14 protein-coding genes, 1 tRNA gene and 1 pseudogene are annotated in these 14408 nt (G+C 73.6%); 7 read left to right on the plus strand and 9 right to left on the minus strand.

All coding sequences use genetic code 11. The features are described from left to right. Positions 1–50: 50 nt before the first annotated feature. The 3 genes and pseudogenes from KIN34_RS17225 to KIN34_RS00945 form a co-directional block, all read right to left on the minus strand. On the minus strand, positions 51–236 hold the full coding sequence (locus KIN34_RS17225) for an Rdx family protein (protein WP_307858025.1): 186 nt from the start codon (positions 234–236) through the stop codon (positions 51–53). Between the two features lie 59 nt (positions 237–295). Beyond that, positions 296–397, minus strand: a pseudogene (locus KIN34_RS16985) (Rdx family protein); the annotation flags it as partial. Positions 398–494: 97 nt separating this feature from the next. Beyond that, positions 495–902, minus strand: coding sequence for an FKBP-type peptidyl-prolyl cis-trans isomerase (locus KIN34_RS00945; RefSeq protein ID WP_214345852.1), 408 nt, complete (start codon positions 900–902; stop codon positions 495–497). 184 nt (positions 903–1086) lie between these two features. Here KIN34_RS00945 and KIN34_RS00950 point away from each other — a divergent pair, with 184 nt between their 5' ends. Then, a complete protein-coding gene (locus KIN34_RS00950) occupies positions 1087–1926 on the plus strand; it encodes a CPBP family glutamic-type intramembrane protease (protein WP_214345853.1) in 840 nt (279 codons plus the stop codon). A 34-nt stretch (positions 1927–1960) separates the two neighbouring features. Then, positions 1961–3256, plus strand: a complete 1296-nt coding sequence (locus tag KIN34_RS00955) for a D-arabinono-1,4-lactone oxidase (protein ID WP_214345854.1) — start codon at positions 1961–1963, stop codon at positions 3254–3256. Between the two features lie 4 nt (positions 3257–3260). On the opposite strand, the gene KIN34_RS00960 is transcribed toward KIN34_RS00955, so the two are convergent. Genes KIN34_RS00960 through KIN34_RS00970 form a run of 3 tightly spaced genes read right to left on the minus strand, consistent with a single transcriptional unit; the run spans position 3261 to position 6136 of the window. Next, positions 3261–4247 (minus strand): transglutaminase-like domain-containing protein, encoded by a 987-nt coding sequence (locus tag KIN34_RS00960; protein WP_214345855.1) that lies wholly within the window; start codon positions 4245–4247, stop codon positions 3261–3263. A gap of 55 nt (positions 4248–4302) precedes the next feature. Beyond that, entirely contained in the window at positions 4303–5292 is a 990-nt protein-coding gene (locus tag KIN34_RS00965; RefSeq protein ID WP_214345856.1) for an acetylxylan esterase, read from the minus strand. Positions 5293–5341: 49 nt separating this feature from the next. Next, entirely contained in the window at positions 5342–6136 is a 795-nt protein-coding gene (locus KIN34_RS00970) for a Bax inhibitor-1/YccA family protein (protein WP_214345857.1), read from the minus strand. 238 nt (positions 6137–6374) lie between these two features. Between KIN34_RS00970 and KIN34_RS00975 the strand changes: the two genes are divergently transcribed. Together KIN34_RS00975 and KIN34_RS00980 are read left to right on the plus strand one after the other, a co-directional pair. Next, entirely contained in the window at positions 6375–7382 is a 1008-nt protein-coding gene (locus tag KIN34_RS00975; RefSeq protein ID WP_214345858.1) for an ABC transporter ATP-binding protein, read from the plus strand. Then, positions 7379–8221 (plus strand): ABC transporter permease, encoded by an 843-nt coding sequence (locus KIN34_RS00980; protein WP_214345859.1) that lies wholly within the window; start codon positions 7379–7381, stop codon positions 8219–8221. Before KIN34_RS00975 ends, KIN34_RS00980 begins: the two co-directional genes overlap by 4 nt. Before the next feature lie 151 nt (positions 8222–8372). Here KIN34_RS00980 and KIN34_RS00985 read toward each other — a convergent pair whose 3' ends face one another. Next, positions 8373–9602, minus strand: a complete 1230-nt coding sequence (locus tag KIN34_RS00985; RefSeq protein ID WP_214345860.1) for an MFS transporter — start codon at positions 9600–9602, stop codon at positions 8373–8375. Between the two features lie 125 nt (positions 9603–9727). Here KIN34_RS00985 and KIN34_RS00990 point away from each other — a divergent pair, with 125 nt between their 5' ends. From KIN34_RS00990 to KIN34_RS01000, 3 genes are all read left to right on the plus strand, one after another. Beyond that, on the plus strand, positions 9728–10171 hold the full coding sequence (locus KIN34_RS00990) for a MarR family winged helix-turn-helix transcriptional regulator (protein WP_214345861.1): 444 nt from the start codon (positions 9728–9730) through the stop codon (positions 10169–10171). 90 nt (positions 10172–10261) lie between these two features. Next, on the plus strand, positions 10262–11083 hold the full coding sequence (locus tag KIN34_RS00995) for a siderophore-interacting protein (protein WP_214345862.1): 822 nt from the start codon (positions 10262–10264) through the stop codon (positions 11081–11083). Between the two features lie 47 nt (positions 11084–11130). Next, a tRNA-Leu gene (locus KIN34_RS01000) sits at positions 11131–11204 on the plus strand. A gap of 56 nt (positions 11205–11260) precedes the next feature. On the opposite strand, the gene KIN34_RS01005 is transcribed toward KIN34_RS01000, so the two are convergent. After that, complete coding sequence (locus KIN34_RS01005; protein WP_214345863.1) at positions 11261–12727, minus strand: NAD(P)/FAD-dependent oxidoreductase; 1467 nt, start codon at positions 12725–12727, stop codon at positions 11261–11263. Between the two features lie 89 nt (positions 12728–12816). Continuing rightward, positions 12817–14352, minus strand: a complete 1536-nt coding sequence (locus KIN34_RS01010) for a GH1 family beta-glucosidase (protein WP_214345864.1) — start codon at positions 14350–14352, stop codon at positions 12817–12819. Positions 14353–14408 lie beyond the last annotated feature (56 nt).

Genomic DNA, 14408 nt, shown 5'->3' on the forward strand with positions numbered 1-14408 from the left:
ACAACCGTCCAATTGCGGCAGAACGGACGGCGAGGTGCCTGGTCGCGGTGCTAGTCACCCGTCCCGTCGGTCTCGGCGAGGCGGTCGGCGTGCCCGAGCGGCTTGTCCGGCGCGACGACGTCGCGGATCCGGCGCTTGAGCTCCACCACGTCGGGGAACCCGCCGTCGCGCGCCCGGTCCCACACGACGACGCGTCCGGGCGCCGCCTCGTCGTCGCCGCCCGCCGCACCGGCCACGCCTCGACGACGAAGACGCCGCCGGTCCCGGGACGCAGCGCGACCTCCGCCAGCTCACGGTGGAACGTGGTGAGCAGCTCCTGGGCGTACCAGGAGGCGCGCGGCAGCCAGCGGCACTGCGTGCAGTAGGTGATCGCGACCCCGGGGCCGACGGCTGTCATCGGTGGGTAGCCGTCATCGGTACGTGGCCGTCATCGGTACGCGGGCGTCATCGCTCGGCCGGCGTCATCGATGCGGGCACGGAGCCCCGCGGGACGCTCAGCGCTTGGTCCCGACGACGTCGACGACGAACACGAGGGTGTCGCCGCCCTTGATCCCGGCCTGCGGGACGCCGCGGTCGCCGTAGCCCAGGTGCGACGGGATCGACAGCAGCACGCGCGAGCCGACCTGCTGGCCGACCAGCCCCTCGTCCCAGCCGGCGATGACCGCGCCGACGCCGATCGGGAAGTTGATCGAGGAGCGACGGTCGTACGAGTTGTCGAAGACCCCGCCCTGCCACGACTGGCCGAGGTAGTGCACCTCGATGTCGTCGCCGGCCTCGACCAGCTCGCCGTCGCCGCGGCTCAGGACCAGGACCTCGAGCTCGCCGGACGGAGCCGCGTCGGGGAACGTCAGGGTCGGCTTCTCGCCGAACGAGCCGGACACCTCGGGCAGGGCAGCGGACATCACAGGTCTCCTCAGGGTCGATGACGCACCCGCCCCGGGTGCGCCCGTCCATGGTGCCCCACCCCGCCGACACGCGCCGCACCACGCCCCTGCCACACCACACCGCTGCCGCACCACACCGCTGGCACACCCGGGCGGCCGGCCTCGGTGCGCCGGTGTCGGCGCGGCATGTCAGGGTGGGCGGATGCTGGAGCAGACCGAGGTGACGCGGGTGCGCAGCCCTGTGGTCTCCGCCGGCCGGCTCGTGGCCGCCGCGTTGGTCTGCGGTGCGGCCGTCCTGATGTTCGCGGTGCACGTGCGCCCGCTCGCCTACGTCCCGCTCGTCGCGGGCGTGCTGCTCGGCCTGGCGGTGGACCGGGTGCTCGGCAAGGACCTGCTGCTGGTCGCGACCGGCATCGCGATCGTCAGCACCATCCCCCTCGCCGCGGACCTGTCCGACGCGGCGATGCTGCGGTTCACCGCCGCCCTCTCGCTCGCGGTGCTGGTGCCGTACGTGCTGTCCACCTTCGTGCGGGGCGACCGCGTGATCCGCTTCCCGTGGCGGACGGGGCAACGCTGGACGCGGCTGCAGTGGTCCTACCTCGTCGTGGTCGTCGGAGCCGGCTACCTGCTGCTGCCCTTCTACTTCCTGTCGTCGGGCGCGTACCAGAACTGGCCCACCGTCACGGAGCCCGGCGAGATCGCGCGCCTGTTCGTCGGGGTCAACGCGGTGGGCACGTGGGACGAGCTGTTCTTCGTGTGCACCGTCTTCGCGCTGCTGCGGCGGCACTTCTCCGTGCCGGTCGCCAACCTGCTGCAGGCGACGGTGTTCGTGTCCTTCCTCTGGGAGCTCGGGTACCGGGAGTGGGGGCCGCTGCTGACGATCCCGTTCGCCCTGGTCCAGGGCTGGACGTTCAGCCGGACCAAGTCGCTCACGTACGTCCTCGTCGTCCACCTGCTGTTCGACGCGGTGGTCTTCATGGTGCTGGTGCACGCCCACACCCCCGCGCTGTTCGACATCTTCGTGACCGCACCGTCGTCGTGACCGCGCCGATGCCGCGGCCACCGGGAGGAGCCTGATGACCGACGTCCTGACCACCTGGGCCGGGAGCCACACGTTCCGCGGCGGGCCGCTGGTGCACCCGACGAGCGTCGAGGAGGTCGCCGAGCTGGTCGCGGGCGCCAGGCGGGTGCGCGCGATCGGCTCACGCCACTCGTTCCACGACCTCGCCGACTCCCCCGGCACGCTCGTCGCGCTCGACCGTCTCGACATCCCGCTGGAGATCCGGTCCGACGAGGGTGCCCCCGGCACGGGTGCGGCGGGCACCACGGTGACCGTCGGCGGTGGCGTGCGCTACGGCGAGCTCGCCCGGGCGCTGCACGCCGCGGGCTGGGCGCTGCACACCATGGCGTCGCTGCCGCACATCGCGGTCGCCGGGACGGTCGCCACCGCGACGCACGGGTCGGGGGACTCCGCGGTCAACCTCGCCGCGGCGGTGCGCGGCCTCGAGCTCGTCGGCGCCGGCGGGGAGGTCCGGCACCTCGGTCCGCAGGACGACGAGCTCGCGGGGTCGGTCGTCGCGCTCGGCGCGCTCGGCGTCGTCACCCGGGTCACGCTCGCGGTCGAGCCCACCTTCGACGTCGCGCAGGAGGTCTGGCTCGACCTGCCGTGGGAGACGGCGCTGGGCCGGTTCGACGACCTGATGGGCTCGGCGTACTCGGTGAGCCTGTTCACCGACTGGCGAGGCGGCGCCGTGCAGCAGGTCTGGCGCAAGCACCGGGTCCTGGACGCGTCATGGACGACTCCGCCCGCGGGGGACGAGCTCGCCGGGGCACGCCGCGCCCCGGGACCCGTGCACCCCGTGCCGGGCGTGGACCCGGTCGCGTGCACGCAGCAGGGCGGGGTCCCTGGACCGTGGCACGAGCGGCTGCCGCACTTCCGGCTCGAGTTCACGCCGTCGGCGGGTGCCGAGCTGCAGTCCGAGTACCTGGTGCCGCGGGCGCGGGCCATCGAGGCGATCGAGGCCGTGCGCGCCCTGCGGGACCGCGTCTCCCCGTTGCTGCAGGTGAGCGAGATCCGGTCGGTCGCCGGGGACGACCTGTGGCTGTCCACCGCGGCGGGCGGCGGGCACGTCGGGCTGCACTTCACGTGGCTCCCGCTGCGCGACGAGGTCGAGGCGGTGCTGCCGGCGATCGAGGCCGCGCTCGCGCCGTTCCAGGCCCGGCCGCACTGGGGCAAGCTGTTCGCGGACCGCGACCGGTCGCTGGCCGGCCTCTACCCGCGCTGGGCGGACTTCCGCGAGCTGGTGACCCGTCGCGATCCCGACGGCGTGTTCGGCAACGCGTACCTGGCTCGCCACGGCCTGCGGGACTGACGGGTCAGTCCCACGCGGTGGCGCGCGCCACGAGGTCGGTCCAGCCCGCGCGGCCGATCGGGGACCGCGTGCGGATCCGTCGGCCCGGGTGCAGCCGGGGGTCCGCCGCGTACCGGCGCGCCGCCTCCGCCTCGGCACCGACGTCGCCGTCGTCCGCGCGCAGCAGCAGGTCCGCGACCTCGTCGGCCAGCGTGTCGGCCTCGTCGGACGGGACGAGGGCCGCGTGCGCGCCCTCGTCGTCGGGGAGCGCGCCTTCGGGGGGAAGATCCTCGGCCACCAGGCGCGCGCCCCACAGGTCCCACAGGAGCAGCTCGTCGCCGCGCCGGTGCGCCAGCTCGCCGACCACGTAGGTCCGCACGAACTCGCGTCCGCCGATGCCCAGGCCGGGCCACACGCCGTACGCGTCCAGGTCCAGCCCGTCCCGGCGGTGCGCCGTCCACGCCTGCGCCGCCGTGGTGAACGCGCCGTCGAGCCCGGTGGTCATGTCGCGGACGTCGAACGTCGGCCCGGCGAAGGGTGCTGCCCCGAAGGCGGCCGGCAGCTCGGGGTCCCAGAGCACCCAGCGCGCCCCGTCCCAGTGCTCCACCACCACGTGGTCGACGTGGTACCCGTCCGTGAGGTAGCGCGCGAAGCCCACCCGCGAGCGGGCCGGGACGCCGTGCTCGCGCAGGACCGCGAGCGCCAGCAGCGTGTGGTCGCGGCAGCAGCCCGCGCCGCGCGCACCGGACGCGCGGCCCTCGAGCTGCGGCGAGCGCGCGAGGCCGACGTCGAGGATCGCCGCGCACCAGCGCAGGTCGACCTCGGGCAGGCGGGCGTCGTCCAGCACGTCGGCCTCGCCGCGGTAGTGCGCGACGAGCCCCGTGACCGCCCGGTGGATCGCCTCCGGCTCGGGCGGCACGGCCGCGAGCGCCGCGCGGTGCGGGCCGGGGTCGGAGTACTCGGTCTGCGCCGCCCAGGCGTCCGGGGCGGTGCCGCGCTCGTCGGTGAGCATGCTGTCCTCCTGAGGTGCGGTGCCGGTGCTGGTCGCCGGGCGCGTCGTCCGGTGCTCAGCCGACCAGCGCGTCGAGCCAGCGGATCTGCCGGTCGAGCTGGAAGGCCTGGCCGCCCTCGTGCCCGTTGAACTCGTAGACCTCGATCGCGGTGGCCGGCCGCTGCGGGGCGAGCCCCGCCCAGTGGTTGTACGCGGCGAACACCGTCGAGGGCGGGCAGATGGCGTCCCGCAGCGAGACGCTGAACAGGGCGGGCGCGGTCGCGCGGCGGCCGAGGTGGACGCCGTCGAAGTAGGCGAGGGTCTGGAACGTCCGCTCGGCCGCGCCCCGGTGCACCGCCAGGTACTGCACGATCTCGCCGTAGGGGAAGCCGTCCGTGATGTCGACCGCGCGCCGGTAGTGGCACAGGAACGGCACGTCGGGCATCGCGGCGACCAGACCGTCGGACAGGCCGGCCGCGGCGATCGCGAGCCCGCCGCCCTGGCTGGCGCCGGTCACGGCGACGCGCGCGGGGTCCACCCCGGGCAGCGCCCGCACCGCGTCGACGGCTCGGGCCGCGTCCGTCATCGTGCGCCGGTAGTAGTAGCGCGCCGGGTCCTCGACGCCGCGCGTCATGAAGCCCGGCGCGGACGGGCCCGTGCCGGCCTCGTCGGGCGTGTGCGCGCCGTTGCCCCACGCCGAGCCCTGCCCGCGCGTGTCCATCAGCAGGTGCACGTAGCCCGCGGCGGCCCAGCCCAGGTGCTCGTGCGCGAACCCGCGCCCGCCGCCGTACCCGACGAACTGGACGACCGCCGGCAGCGCGTCGCCCTGGCTGCCCGCCGGGCGCGTGACCCAGGCCTTGACCGGCTGTCCGTCGTACCCGGCGAAGGTGAGGTCCGTCGTGTCGACCAGGCGCAGGCCGGTGTCGGCGGGCCGGGCGTCGACGATCGGCTCGTGCCGACGCGCCTCGTCGAGCGTGGCGGACCAGAACGCGTCCAGGTCCTCGGGTTCGTCGAGCTCCGGCAGGTAGCGCTCGAGCTCGGGCAACGGCAGGTCGAAGAGAGCCACCCGCCGACCCTAGCGAGGGTCGGCGGGTGGCTCGTGTCGGTGCGCCGGTTCAGTTCCGGAAGATCGCGAGGATGCGCAGGATCTCCAGGTACAGCCAGACGAGCGTAACGGTCAGGCCGAACGCCGCGGACCACGCCATCTTGCGCGGGGCGCCGCCCTCCACGCCACGCTTCACCGCGTCGAAGTCCACGAGGAAGCACGCGGCTGCGAGACCGACAGCGAACAGGCCGACGAGGATGCCCCAGTTGTCGCTGCGCAGGGGGCCGTACTGGCCACCGCCGACGCCGAACAGCATCAGCACGACGTTGAGCAGCGAGAAGACCAGGTAACCGCCCATCGCGATGATCAGCCAGCGCGTGAACTTGGGCGTCACCCGGACCTTGCCGGACTTGAACACCACGAGCGAGGTGGCGGCCACCGCGAGCGTCCCGAGAACCGCCTGACCGACGATGCCGGGGTACTGGGCCTCGTAGAACGCCGAGAGCCCGCCCAGGAACACCCCCTGCGCGACCGCGTACAGAGAGATGAGGACCGGGCTGGGTTCGCGCTTGAACGCGTTCACCAGACCCAGGACGAGTCCGACGACCGCGCCGATGATCCACAGCCCGGGGGCGACCACCCAGGTCACGGCCCCGGACAGGACGAGCAGCGCGAGCAGCGCACCCGTCTTCATGATCACGTCGTCGTACGTCATGCGCCCGGTGTCCCGCGGGGTCGCGGCGGGAGCGTCGTACATGTGCTCGAGCGAGGCGGCGTCGATCGTCGACGGCGCGGCGAGGGTGGCACCCTGCCGCTGCTGCTTCTCGCCGAACACGGGGCTGTTGCTGAACACGGGGTTCGCCACGGCGTCCTCCTGGTCGGCCTGCGCCGGTCGGCGCTGGTCTTGTGGTGTCCCAACGTACCCGCGGCGCGTGGAGTTCCCGGGTCCGCCTCGACCGGCGCCCACCCCGTTGACCAGGGTCGTCTCCGGGTACGCGTCAGGGTGGTCCCGGGTCCCAGATCCTCCCCAGGTCTGATGCGATGACCCCGGCGTCCCCCCGTAGGGTCGTCGTGACCACGCTCCCGACCGGAAGACCTCCACGATGATCGAGGCCCAGAGCCTGACCAAGCGCTACGGCAGCAAGACGGCCGTGGACGGCATCTCCTTCACGGTGCAGCCCGGCAAGGTGACCGGCTTCCTGGGCCCGAACGGCGCCGGCAAGTCGACGACGATGCGCATGATCATGGGCCTCGACCGGCCCACGTCCGGCCGCGTGACCGTGAACGGCAAGCCGTACGCGGAGCACGCCTCGCCGCTCACCGAGGTGGGCGCGCTGCTCGAGGCCAAGGCCGTGCACACCGGGCGCAGCGCCCGCAACCACCTGCGCGCACTGGCTGCGACCCACGGGATCAGCGAGAAGCGCGTGGACGAGGTCGTCGAGATGACCGGCCTGCAGTCGGTGGCCAAGCGGCGCGTCGGCGGGTTCTCGCTCGGCATGGGCCAGCGCCTCGGCATCGCGGCCGCGCTCCTGGGCGACCCGCGCACGCTGATCCTCGACGAGCCGGTCAACGGCCTGGACCCCGAGGGCGTGCTGTGGGTGCGCAACCTGGTCAAGTACGTCGCGTCGCAGGGCCGCACCGTGTTCCTGTCCTCGCACCTCATGAGCGAGATGGCCGTGACCGCGGACCACCTCATCGTGATCGGGCGCGGTCGCATCGTCGCCGAGGGCCCGGTGCAGGACGTCGTCGCCCGTGCGACGAGCGCGTCCGTGCGCGTGCGCTCGCCGCAGGCGGCGCGCCTCGCCGAGCTGCTGACCGGGCCGGAGGTCACCGTCCGGCCGCTCGAGCCCGGGCTCCTCGAGGTGCTGGGCTCGTCGGCGCCCGGTGTCGGCGAGGTCGCCGCTGCCGCCGGCATCACGCTGCACGAGCTCACTCCCATGACCGGCTCGCTCGAGGAGGCGTTCATGTCGCTCACGCAGGAGACCGTCGAGTACCACTCGACCGCCCTGCCGTCCGCGGGTTCCGGACCCGGCGGGCCGCCCCCGTCCGCGGCACCACCGGCGCCCGCCCCCACCTCGGCACCCGCCCCGACGCAGGAGGGTGCCCGATGAGCGCCGTCGCCACCGCACCCCGTCCGCAGTCCGTCGGCACCGACGCCCGGGTGACGTTCCCGCGCCTCCTGCGGTCGGAGTGGATCAAGCTCTGGTCGGTGAAGTCGACCGTGTGGACGCTCGCGATCACCGCCGTCGTGATCGTCGGGCTCGTCCAGCTCATCACGTGGGGCGAGCTCAACGTGCGCGAGTCGCTCGACGACACGTCGCCCATGAACGCGCTGAGCGCGTTCGGCGGCACCGCGTACGTCGGCCCGCTCGCGGTCGCCGTCCTGGGCGCCCTGAGCATCACCGGCGAGTACACCACCGGGATGATCCGCAGCAGCCTGACCGCCGCGCCGCGGCGACTGCCCGTCCTGTGGTCGAAGGCCGCCGTGCTGGCCTTCGTCGTCTTCGTGGTCTCGGCGGTCTCGGTGGCCGTCGCCGCGCTGCTGCAGGCGCTCTTCTTCGGCGGCCGGGGCGTCTCCGTCGACGCCGGCGACCCGCAGGTGCTCCGCGCGCTGGTCGGCAACGCCCTGTACGTGACGGCGATCGCCCTGCTCGCGTTCGGCCTCGGCGCCCTCATGCGGCACTCGGCGGGCGCGATCACCACGACGCTCGGCATCCTCATGGTGCTGCCGATCCTCTTCCAGCTGATCCCGTGGGCGCCGCTGCGCGACCTCGTCCCCTACCTGCCGAACGTCGCGGGCAGCCAGATCACCCTGACCGACGCGATGATCGCGGAGCAGGGCGGCGACGGCGTGGTGCTCTCGGCGTGGGCCGGGTTCGGCGTGCTGATGGCGTACGTCGTCGTCGTGACGGCCGCCGCGGCCGTCCTGCTCAAGAAGCGCGACGCCTGACCCGCCCCACGGGCGGCTGACGGTCCGCGAGGACGTCGGTTCGCGCCGAGCACGTCGGGGTCGTCCGACGTGCTCAGCGGGAACCGACGTCCTCGTCGCGTCCGGCTCGTCGTGGGAGCGGTGAGCAGGAGCAGGGAGCAGTCCGACGGGGTCAGAGGAGCTCGAGGGCCTCTTCCGGGGTGTGCTCGACCGCCCGGGCGCCGGCGTTGGCGCGGGACCACAGCACGCGCTCCCCGATGCCGTGGGCGATCACGTGACCGGCCACCAGGAAGGTCAGGACGCCGACCCCGAGCACCGCGACGCCGACCCAGAACGGCGAGGCGAGCCCGACGTGCTCGGCGAGCAGGCCGGCCACGACGGGGGCCGGCGCCGCGAAGCCCCAGCGGACCAGGTTGAACGCGCCGGTGGTCACGCGGCGGTCGGGCGAGCCGGTGGCCAGCGCGAGGTCGGTCAGGTTCGCGTTCGCGATGCCCATGCAGACGCCCGCCACGACCAGCCACGCGATCGTCGTCGCCGTCGTGTGCGAGGTCGCCATCCCCACGAGCGTGCCCAGCAGCACGACGAGCGCGAAGCCGACGGTCTGCACCGCCCCGAACCGGTGCGCGAGCCGGTGCCCGATCACCAGGATCCCGAACGCGAGCCCGACGCCCCACCCGGTGAACACCAGGCCGAGCGGCACGACGTCGAGACCCAGGAACACCGGGGTGTACCCCAGCACGATGAAGAACACGAAGTTGTAGGTACCGGTGATGACCGCCAGCAGCACGAAGCCGGCCCGGCGGAACGGCTGGAACACCTCACCGAGCCGCAGCGGCGCCGGCATCACCTCGGGGTCCTTCAGCCGGGTCAGCGACAGCGACAGCGCGACGACCATGAAGACGCCGCACAGCAGGAACGGCACGCGCCACGAGATCTGGCCGAGCAGGCCGCCGAGCAGCGGGCCGATCGCGAAGCCCAGGCCGACGCAGGTCTCGAACAGCTCCACGGCCCAGGCACGGTCGTTCGCCAACGAGACCAGCAGCACCATCGCGGTGGCGAAGAACATCGCGTTGCCGAGTCCCCAGAGCCCGCGGAGCGCGGCGAGCTGGCCGATGTTGACGGTGAACGCCGCCGCGATCGCGGCGACGGCGACCACGCTGACACCGGTCGCGAGCACCTTCTTGTAGCCGAGCCTCCCGGTCAGCATCACCGCCGGGATCATGCCGATCGCCATGACGGCGATGTAGGCCGTGAACAGCAGCTCGACCTGCCAGGTCGACGCCCCGAGCTCGGAGCCGATGGCGGGCAGGATGGGGTCGACGATCGCGATCCCGGCGATCGCGAAGAAGGCGGTGACCGTGGTCGCGAGGATCGCGGTGCGGTTCGGCTCGTTGCGTGGCATGGCGTCCCTGACAATTGCTGTAGCGGGCAGGTAGTTATCTGTACGATACACCTACCTCACGCGCCGAGTCGATCTACCCTGAGCACGAGCGCCGCCCGGCGCACCGCCCCCATCAGGAGAGCCGCATGGATCCCGTCATCGGCGACGTCGAGCGCCAGGTCGCCCTGCTGCTGCGGCTGGCCGACCGCAACCGGCGCCGCAGCCGACGCCTCGACGGCACCCTCGAGCGCTCCGCCTACCTGGCCCTGAGCCGGCTCGCGGAGGACGGCCCCGCCGGGATCAACGAGATCGCCGACCACCTGCGCCTCGACGCCTCCACCGTGACCCGCCAGGTGCTGCAGATGGAGGCCGCCGGCTACGTGGAGCGCGGCCGCGACGAGAGCGACGGGCGGCGGTCGGTCATCGCGGTCTCGGCGGCGGGCCTGGACGCCCTCGCGGCGACCCGCCACGCGCGCGCCGAGGTCTATGGCGAGGTCCTGGCGGGCTGGTCCGCGCAGGAGCTGGACACCTTGGCGACCTCGCTGCGCCGGCTCAACGAGTCGCTGGACGACAGCATCGACAGGAACTGAGTGCCCGACGTGACAGGGTCCCCCGCGCCCGGCCGTCCCCTGCCGCCCGTCTCGCCTCAGCCGCAGCAGCCGCGTCGCCGCTCGGCCCCCGTGATCGCCCACGTGCTGCGCACCGAGCGCCTCACGCCCGGCCTCGTCCGGCTCGTCGTCGGCGGCCCCGGCATGGCGACCTTCGAGCCGAACCCGCACGCCGACGCGTACGTCAAGCTCATGTTCCTGCCCGCGGGCCCGCGCCCGCTGACGGCGGACGGCCGCCTCGACACGGAGGCGGTGCGGGCCACGCTCCCCCCAGGCGTGGTCCCGCGCCAGCGGGCCTACACCGTCCGTTCCTACGACGAGGCCGCGCGCGAGCTGACGATCGACGTGGTGGTCCACGGCGACGCCGGGCTGGCGGGGCCGTGGGCAGCCGCGGCGCGCGGCGGCGAGGAGGTCCTGGTGCTGGGTCCGGGCGGCGCCTGGACGCCGTCGGCCGACGTCGACCACCACCTGCTCGTCGGCGACGCCAGCGCGCTGCCCGCGATCGCGGCCGGGCTCGAGCGCCTGGCCGTCGGCGCCCGCGGCCACGCCCTCGTCGAGGTCGACGGCCCGCAGGACGAGCTGACGCTCGCGGCGCCCGCCGGCGTCGAGGTGCGCTGGGTGCACGCGGACCACGCGGCGCCGGGCCGCAGGCTGGTCGAAGCGGTCCTCGCGCTGCCGTGGCCGGGCGGCCGCGTCGGCGCGTTCGTCCACGGCGAGGCCGGGGCGGTCAAGGAGATCCGCCGGTACCTGCGCCTCGACCGTGCCGTGCCGCGCGAGGACCTGTCCGCGTCCGGGTACTGGCGCCTCGGCGTCGACGACGAGGGCTGGCGCAGCGCCAAGCGCGAGTGGAACTCGCAGATCGAGCAGTCGGAGCAGGTGGCCGGGCTCGCCTGAGCGCGGACGCCCGCGGCCGCACCGGCTCTGGGAGGATGCACGGGCACGCGCCCGTAGCCCAACCGGCAGAGGCGGCCGGCTTAAACCCGGCTCAGTGCGGGTTCGAGTCCCGCCGGGCGCACGACGACGAGAGCCCCGACCCGCGGTCGGCGGGTCGGGGCTCTCGGGACGAGCGGATCAGCTCGCGGACTTGGCCTTCGCGGCAGCGCCGGCGCCCGCGATCGCGGGGTCGGCCTCGCCCGGCTCGACCACGCGCGGCTTGGGCGGCACGGAGGCGGCGCGGAACTCGGCGCGCGGGTCGTGCAGCGCGCCCAGCGGGACCACCTCGCGGCGGAGCAGGAGCGAACCGGTCCAGCCCGCCATGATCCGCAGCTTGCGGTTCACGGTCGGCATGGCGAACACGTGGTACGAGCGGTGCAGCACCCACGCGAGGAAGCCGCGCACCTTGATGCGGCCGAACATCTGCGCGACGCCCTTGTACATGCCGAGCGACGCGACCGCGCCGATGTTCTTGTGCTTGTAGTCCGTGACCTCCGCGGAGCGCAGGACGCGGGCCAGGTTGTCGCCCAGGTGCGCGCCCTGGCGCAGTGCGTGCTGCGCGTTCGGCGGGCAGAACTTGCCCGGGTTGAACAGGTCCGGCACGGCGGCGCAGTCACCGGCGGCGTACGCGTCCGGCACGACGTTGCCGTCGGCGTCGACGACCTGCAGCGCGGCGTTGCAGGTGACGCGACCCATCTGGTCGAGCGGCAGGTCCGACTGCTGCAGCACCGGGTTGGCCTTCACGCCCGCCGTCCACACCACGGTGTCCGCGTCGAACTCGACCTTGTTCGACAGCACGATGTGGCCGTCGACGCAGGAGCTCAGGAACGTCGACAGGTGGATCTCGATCTGGCGCTTGCGCAGCTGCTCGAGCGTGTAGCCGCCCAACTCCTCGCTCACCTCGGGGAGGATGCGCGGACTGCCCTCGACGAGGACGAACCGCACCTCGTCCTGCTCGATCTGCTTGTAGTGCTCGACGGTGTAGCGGGCGATGTCCTCGAGCTCGCCGAGCGCCTCGATGCCGGCGAACCCGCCGCCGACGAACACGAACGTGAGCATCCGGCGCCGCAGCTCCGGGTCCCACGTCGAGGACGCGACCTCGATGCGGTTGAGGATGTGGTTGCGGACCGCGATGGCCTCTTCGACGTTCTTGAAGCCGATGGCCTGCTCCGCGAGCCCGGGGATGGGCAGCGTCCGGGCGACCGAGCCCAGCCCGACGATCAGGTGGTCGTACGTCACCCAGTACGGCTCGCCCTCCTCGGGCGTGATCTGCACGGTGCGCTCGGCGTGGTTGATCTGCGAGACCTTGCCCTGCAGCACGTCGACGCCCTTGAGCGCGCGACGGTGGGGGGCGACGACGTTGCGGGGGTCGATCGAGCCCGCCGCGGCCTCCGGGAGGAAGGGCGCGTACGTCATGTACGGTCGCGGGTCCACGACGACGATCGCGGCCTCGCGCCGGCCCAGCCGCTTGCGCAGCCGGCGCGCGCTGTACAGGCCCACCGTGCCGCCACCGAGGATGACGATGCGGGGCACCTTGCGGGACTTCGCCGGGCGTGCGGGAGCGGCCGTCGAAGCTTCATCCGGGGTCGAGACAGAGGAAGGCATACCTTTACGGTATCCGTGTGCACGGCGGAGCGGGCACCCGAGCGCCGGTGACGATGCGCACAATCACGCCGCAGAGCCTGTGAGTGTCGTCACGACGGGACCGCGTTGGCGGCGCACACCTCCGCGTACCACCGCGCGCTGGCCTTGGGGGTGCGCTCCTGGGTCGCGAAGTCGACGTGCACGATCCCCCACCGCTGCGTCATGCCGCGCGCCCACTCGAAGTTGTCCAGCAGCGACCAGGCGTAGTACTGCCGCAGGTCCACGCCCTCGCCGACGGCGCGTGCCGCCTGCTGCAGGTGCGTGCGCAGGAAGTCGAGCCGCGCGGGGTCCTCGATCTGTCCCTGCGGGTCCGCGTCGGGGATGCCGTTCTCGGAGATGACGAGCGGCGGCAGGTCCGGGTAGTCCGCCGCGAGCCCGACGAGCGTCTCGTACAGCCCCTCCGCGTGCACCTGCTGCCAGCCCGCGGGCGAGGGCGGGAACAGCTGCAGCCACGCGCCCGTGCTGTCGATCCCCGCGGCGCCGTAGTACTGCACCGCGAGCACGTCGGCGGGCGTCGAGATGACCTCGAGGTCCCCGTCCTGGACCAGCGCCTCGAACGCCGCGGCGTCGGCGTGCAGCTGACCGGGGCCCGGGCCCACCGCCTCCGGCGGGTACTCGCCGAGCAGCACGGGGTCGAGGTAGAGGCGGTTCTCCGCCGCGTCCAGGTTGCCGGCGGCAGTCTCCGCGCCCGGCGCCGCGTACACGGGCATGAGGTTGAGGGCGATGCCGATGCTGCCGCGGCCCCCCACCTCGCGGAACGCCTGCACCGCGCGACCGTGCGCGAGCAGCTGGTGGTGCACGGCGGCCATGCCCGCGTCGAGGTCCCCGAGCGCGGGCGCGTGCTCGGTGCCCGCGTACCCGACCATGGCCGTGGTCTTGGGCTCGTTGATGGTCAGCCACGTGGCGTCGACGTCGCGGAACGCCTCGAACATCACGGCGGCGTACTCGCCGAACCGGTCGGCGGTCTCGCGGGCCGTCCAGCCGCCCGCGTCCTGGAGCGGCTGCGGCAGGTCCCAGTGGTACAGCGTGATCGCGGGGTGCATCCCGCGGTCCAGGAGCCCGTCGACCACCCGGCGGTAGTGGTCGACGCCCTTCTGGTTCACCTCGCCGCTGCCGGTCGGCACGATCCGCGGCCACGACACCGAGAAGCGGTACGCCTGCAGCCCGAGGCCGACCATCAGGTCGAGGTCCTGCTCCCAGCGCAGGTACTGGTCCGCCGCCGGGTTACCGGTCGCGCCGTCGTCGATCCGTCCGGGCTGCGCGCAGAACGTGTCCCAGATCGAGGGCCCGCGCCCGTCCGCCGTCGTCGACCCCTCCACCTGGAACGCCGAGGTCGCGGCGCCCCACACGAAGCCGTCCGGGAAGGACATCGCGCCGGCGGGCGGCGCCCAGGCGGCGGCGGTGGCGCCCCCGCTCGCGGTCGCGGTGCCGCTCGCCACGGGCAGCGGCGTGGTCCCGTCGTCGGTGCAGGCCGCGATCAGGCCGACGCCGACCAGCCCGCCGAGCTGCAGGACGGTGCGGCGCCGGATCGCCGGGTCGGCCCGGCGTCCGGCCAGGTCGGTGGTCTGGACGGTGGGCTGGTCCATTCGTGCTCCTCGTCGAGCGGGCGTCTCTCCCCCTTGCGCGGATCCGTGCCCGGCGA

Source organism: Cellulomonas fulva (assembly GCF_018531375.1).
In the GTDB taxonomy this organism is placed as follows: Bacteria; Actinomycetota; Actinomycetes; order Actinomycetales; family Cellulomonadaceae; genus Cellulomonas; species Cellulomonas fulva.

What these genes read in the sequence shown, in the direction of transcription:
- KIN34_RS00980 (WP_214345859.1), top strand. Translation starts at nt 7,379, where the DNA reads ATGAGCGCCGTCGCCACCGCACCCCGTCCGCAGTCCGTCGGCACCGAC.
- KIN34_RS00950 (WP_214345853.1), top strand. Translation starts at nt 1,087, where the DNA reads ATGCTGGAGCAGACCGAGGTGACGCGGGTGCGCAGCCCTGTGGTCTCC.
- KIN34_RS00975 (WP_214345858.1), top strand. Translation starts at nt 6,375, where the DNA reads ATGATCGAGGCCCAGAGCCTGACCAAGCGCTACGGCAGCAAGACGGCC.
- KIN34_RS01005 (WP_214345863.1), bottom strand. Translation starts at nt 12,727, where the DNA reads ATGCCTTCCTCTGTCTCGACCCCGGATGAAGCTTCGACGGCCGCTCCC.
- KIN34_RS00960 (WP_214345855.1), bottom strand. Translation starts at nt 4,247, where the DNA reads ATGCTCACCGACGAGCGCGGCACCGCCCCGGACGCCTGGGCGGCGCAG.
- KIN34_RS00990 (WP_214345861.1), top strand. Translation starts at nt 9,728, where the DNA reads ATGGATCCCGTCATCGGCGACGTCGAGCGCCAGGTCGCCCTGCTGCTG.
- KIN34_RS00945 (WP_214345852.1), bottom strand. Translation starts at nt 902, where the DNA reads ATGTCCGCTGCCCTGCCCGAGGTGTCCGGCTCGTTCGGCGAGAAGCCG.
- KIN34_RS00955 (WP_214345854.1), top strand. Translation starts at nt 1,961, where the DNA reads ATGACCGACGTCCTGACCACCTGGGCCGGGAGCCACACGTTCCGCGGC.
- KIN34_RS01010 (WP_214345864.1), bottom strand. Translation starts at nt 14,352, where the DNA reads ATGGACCAGCCCACCGTCCAGACCACCGACCTGGCCGGACGCCGGGCC.
- KIN34_RS00985 (WP_214345860.1), bottom strand. Translation starts at nt 9,602, where the DNA reads ATGCCACGCAACGAGCCGAACCGCACCGCGATCCTCGCGACCACGGTC.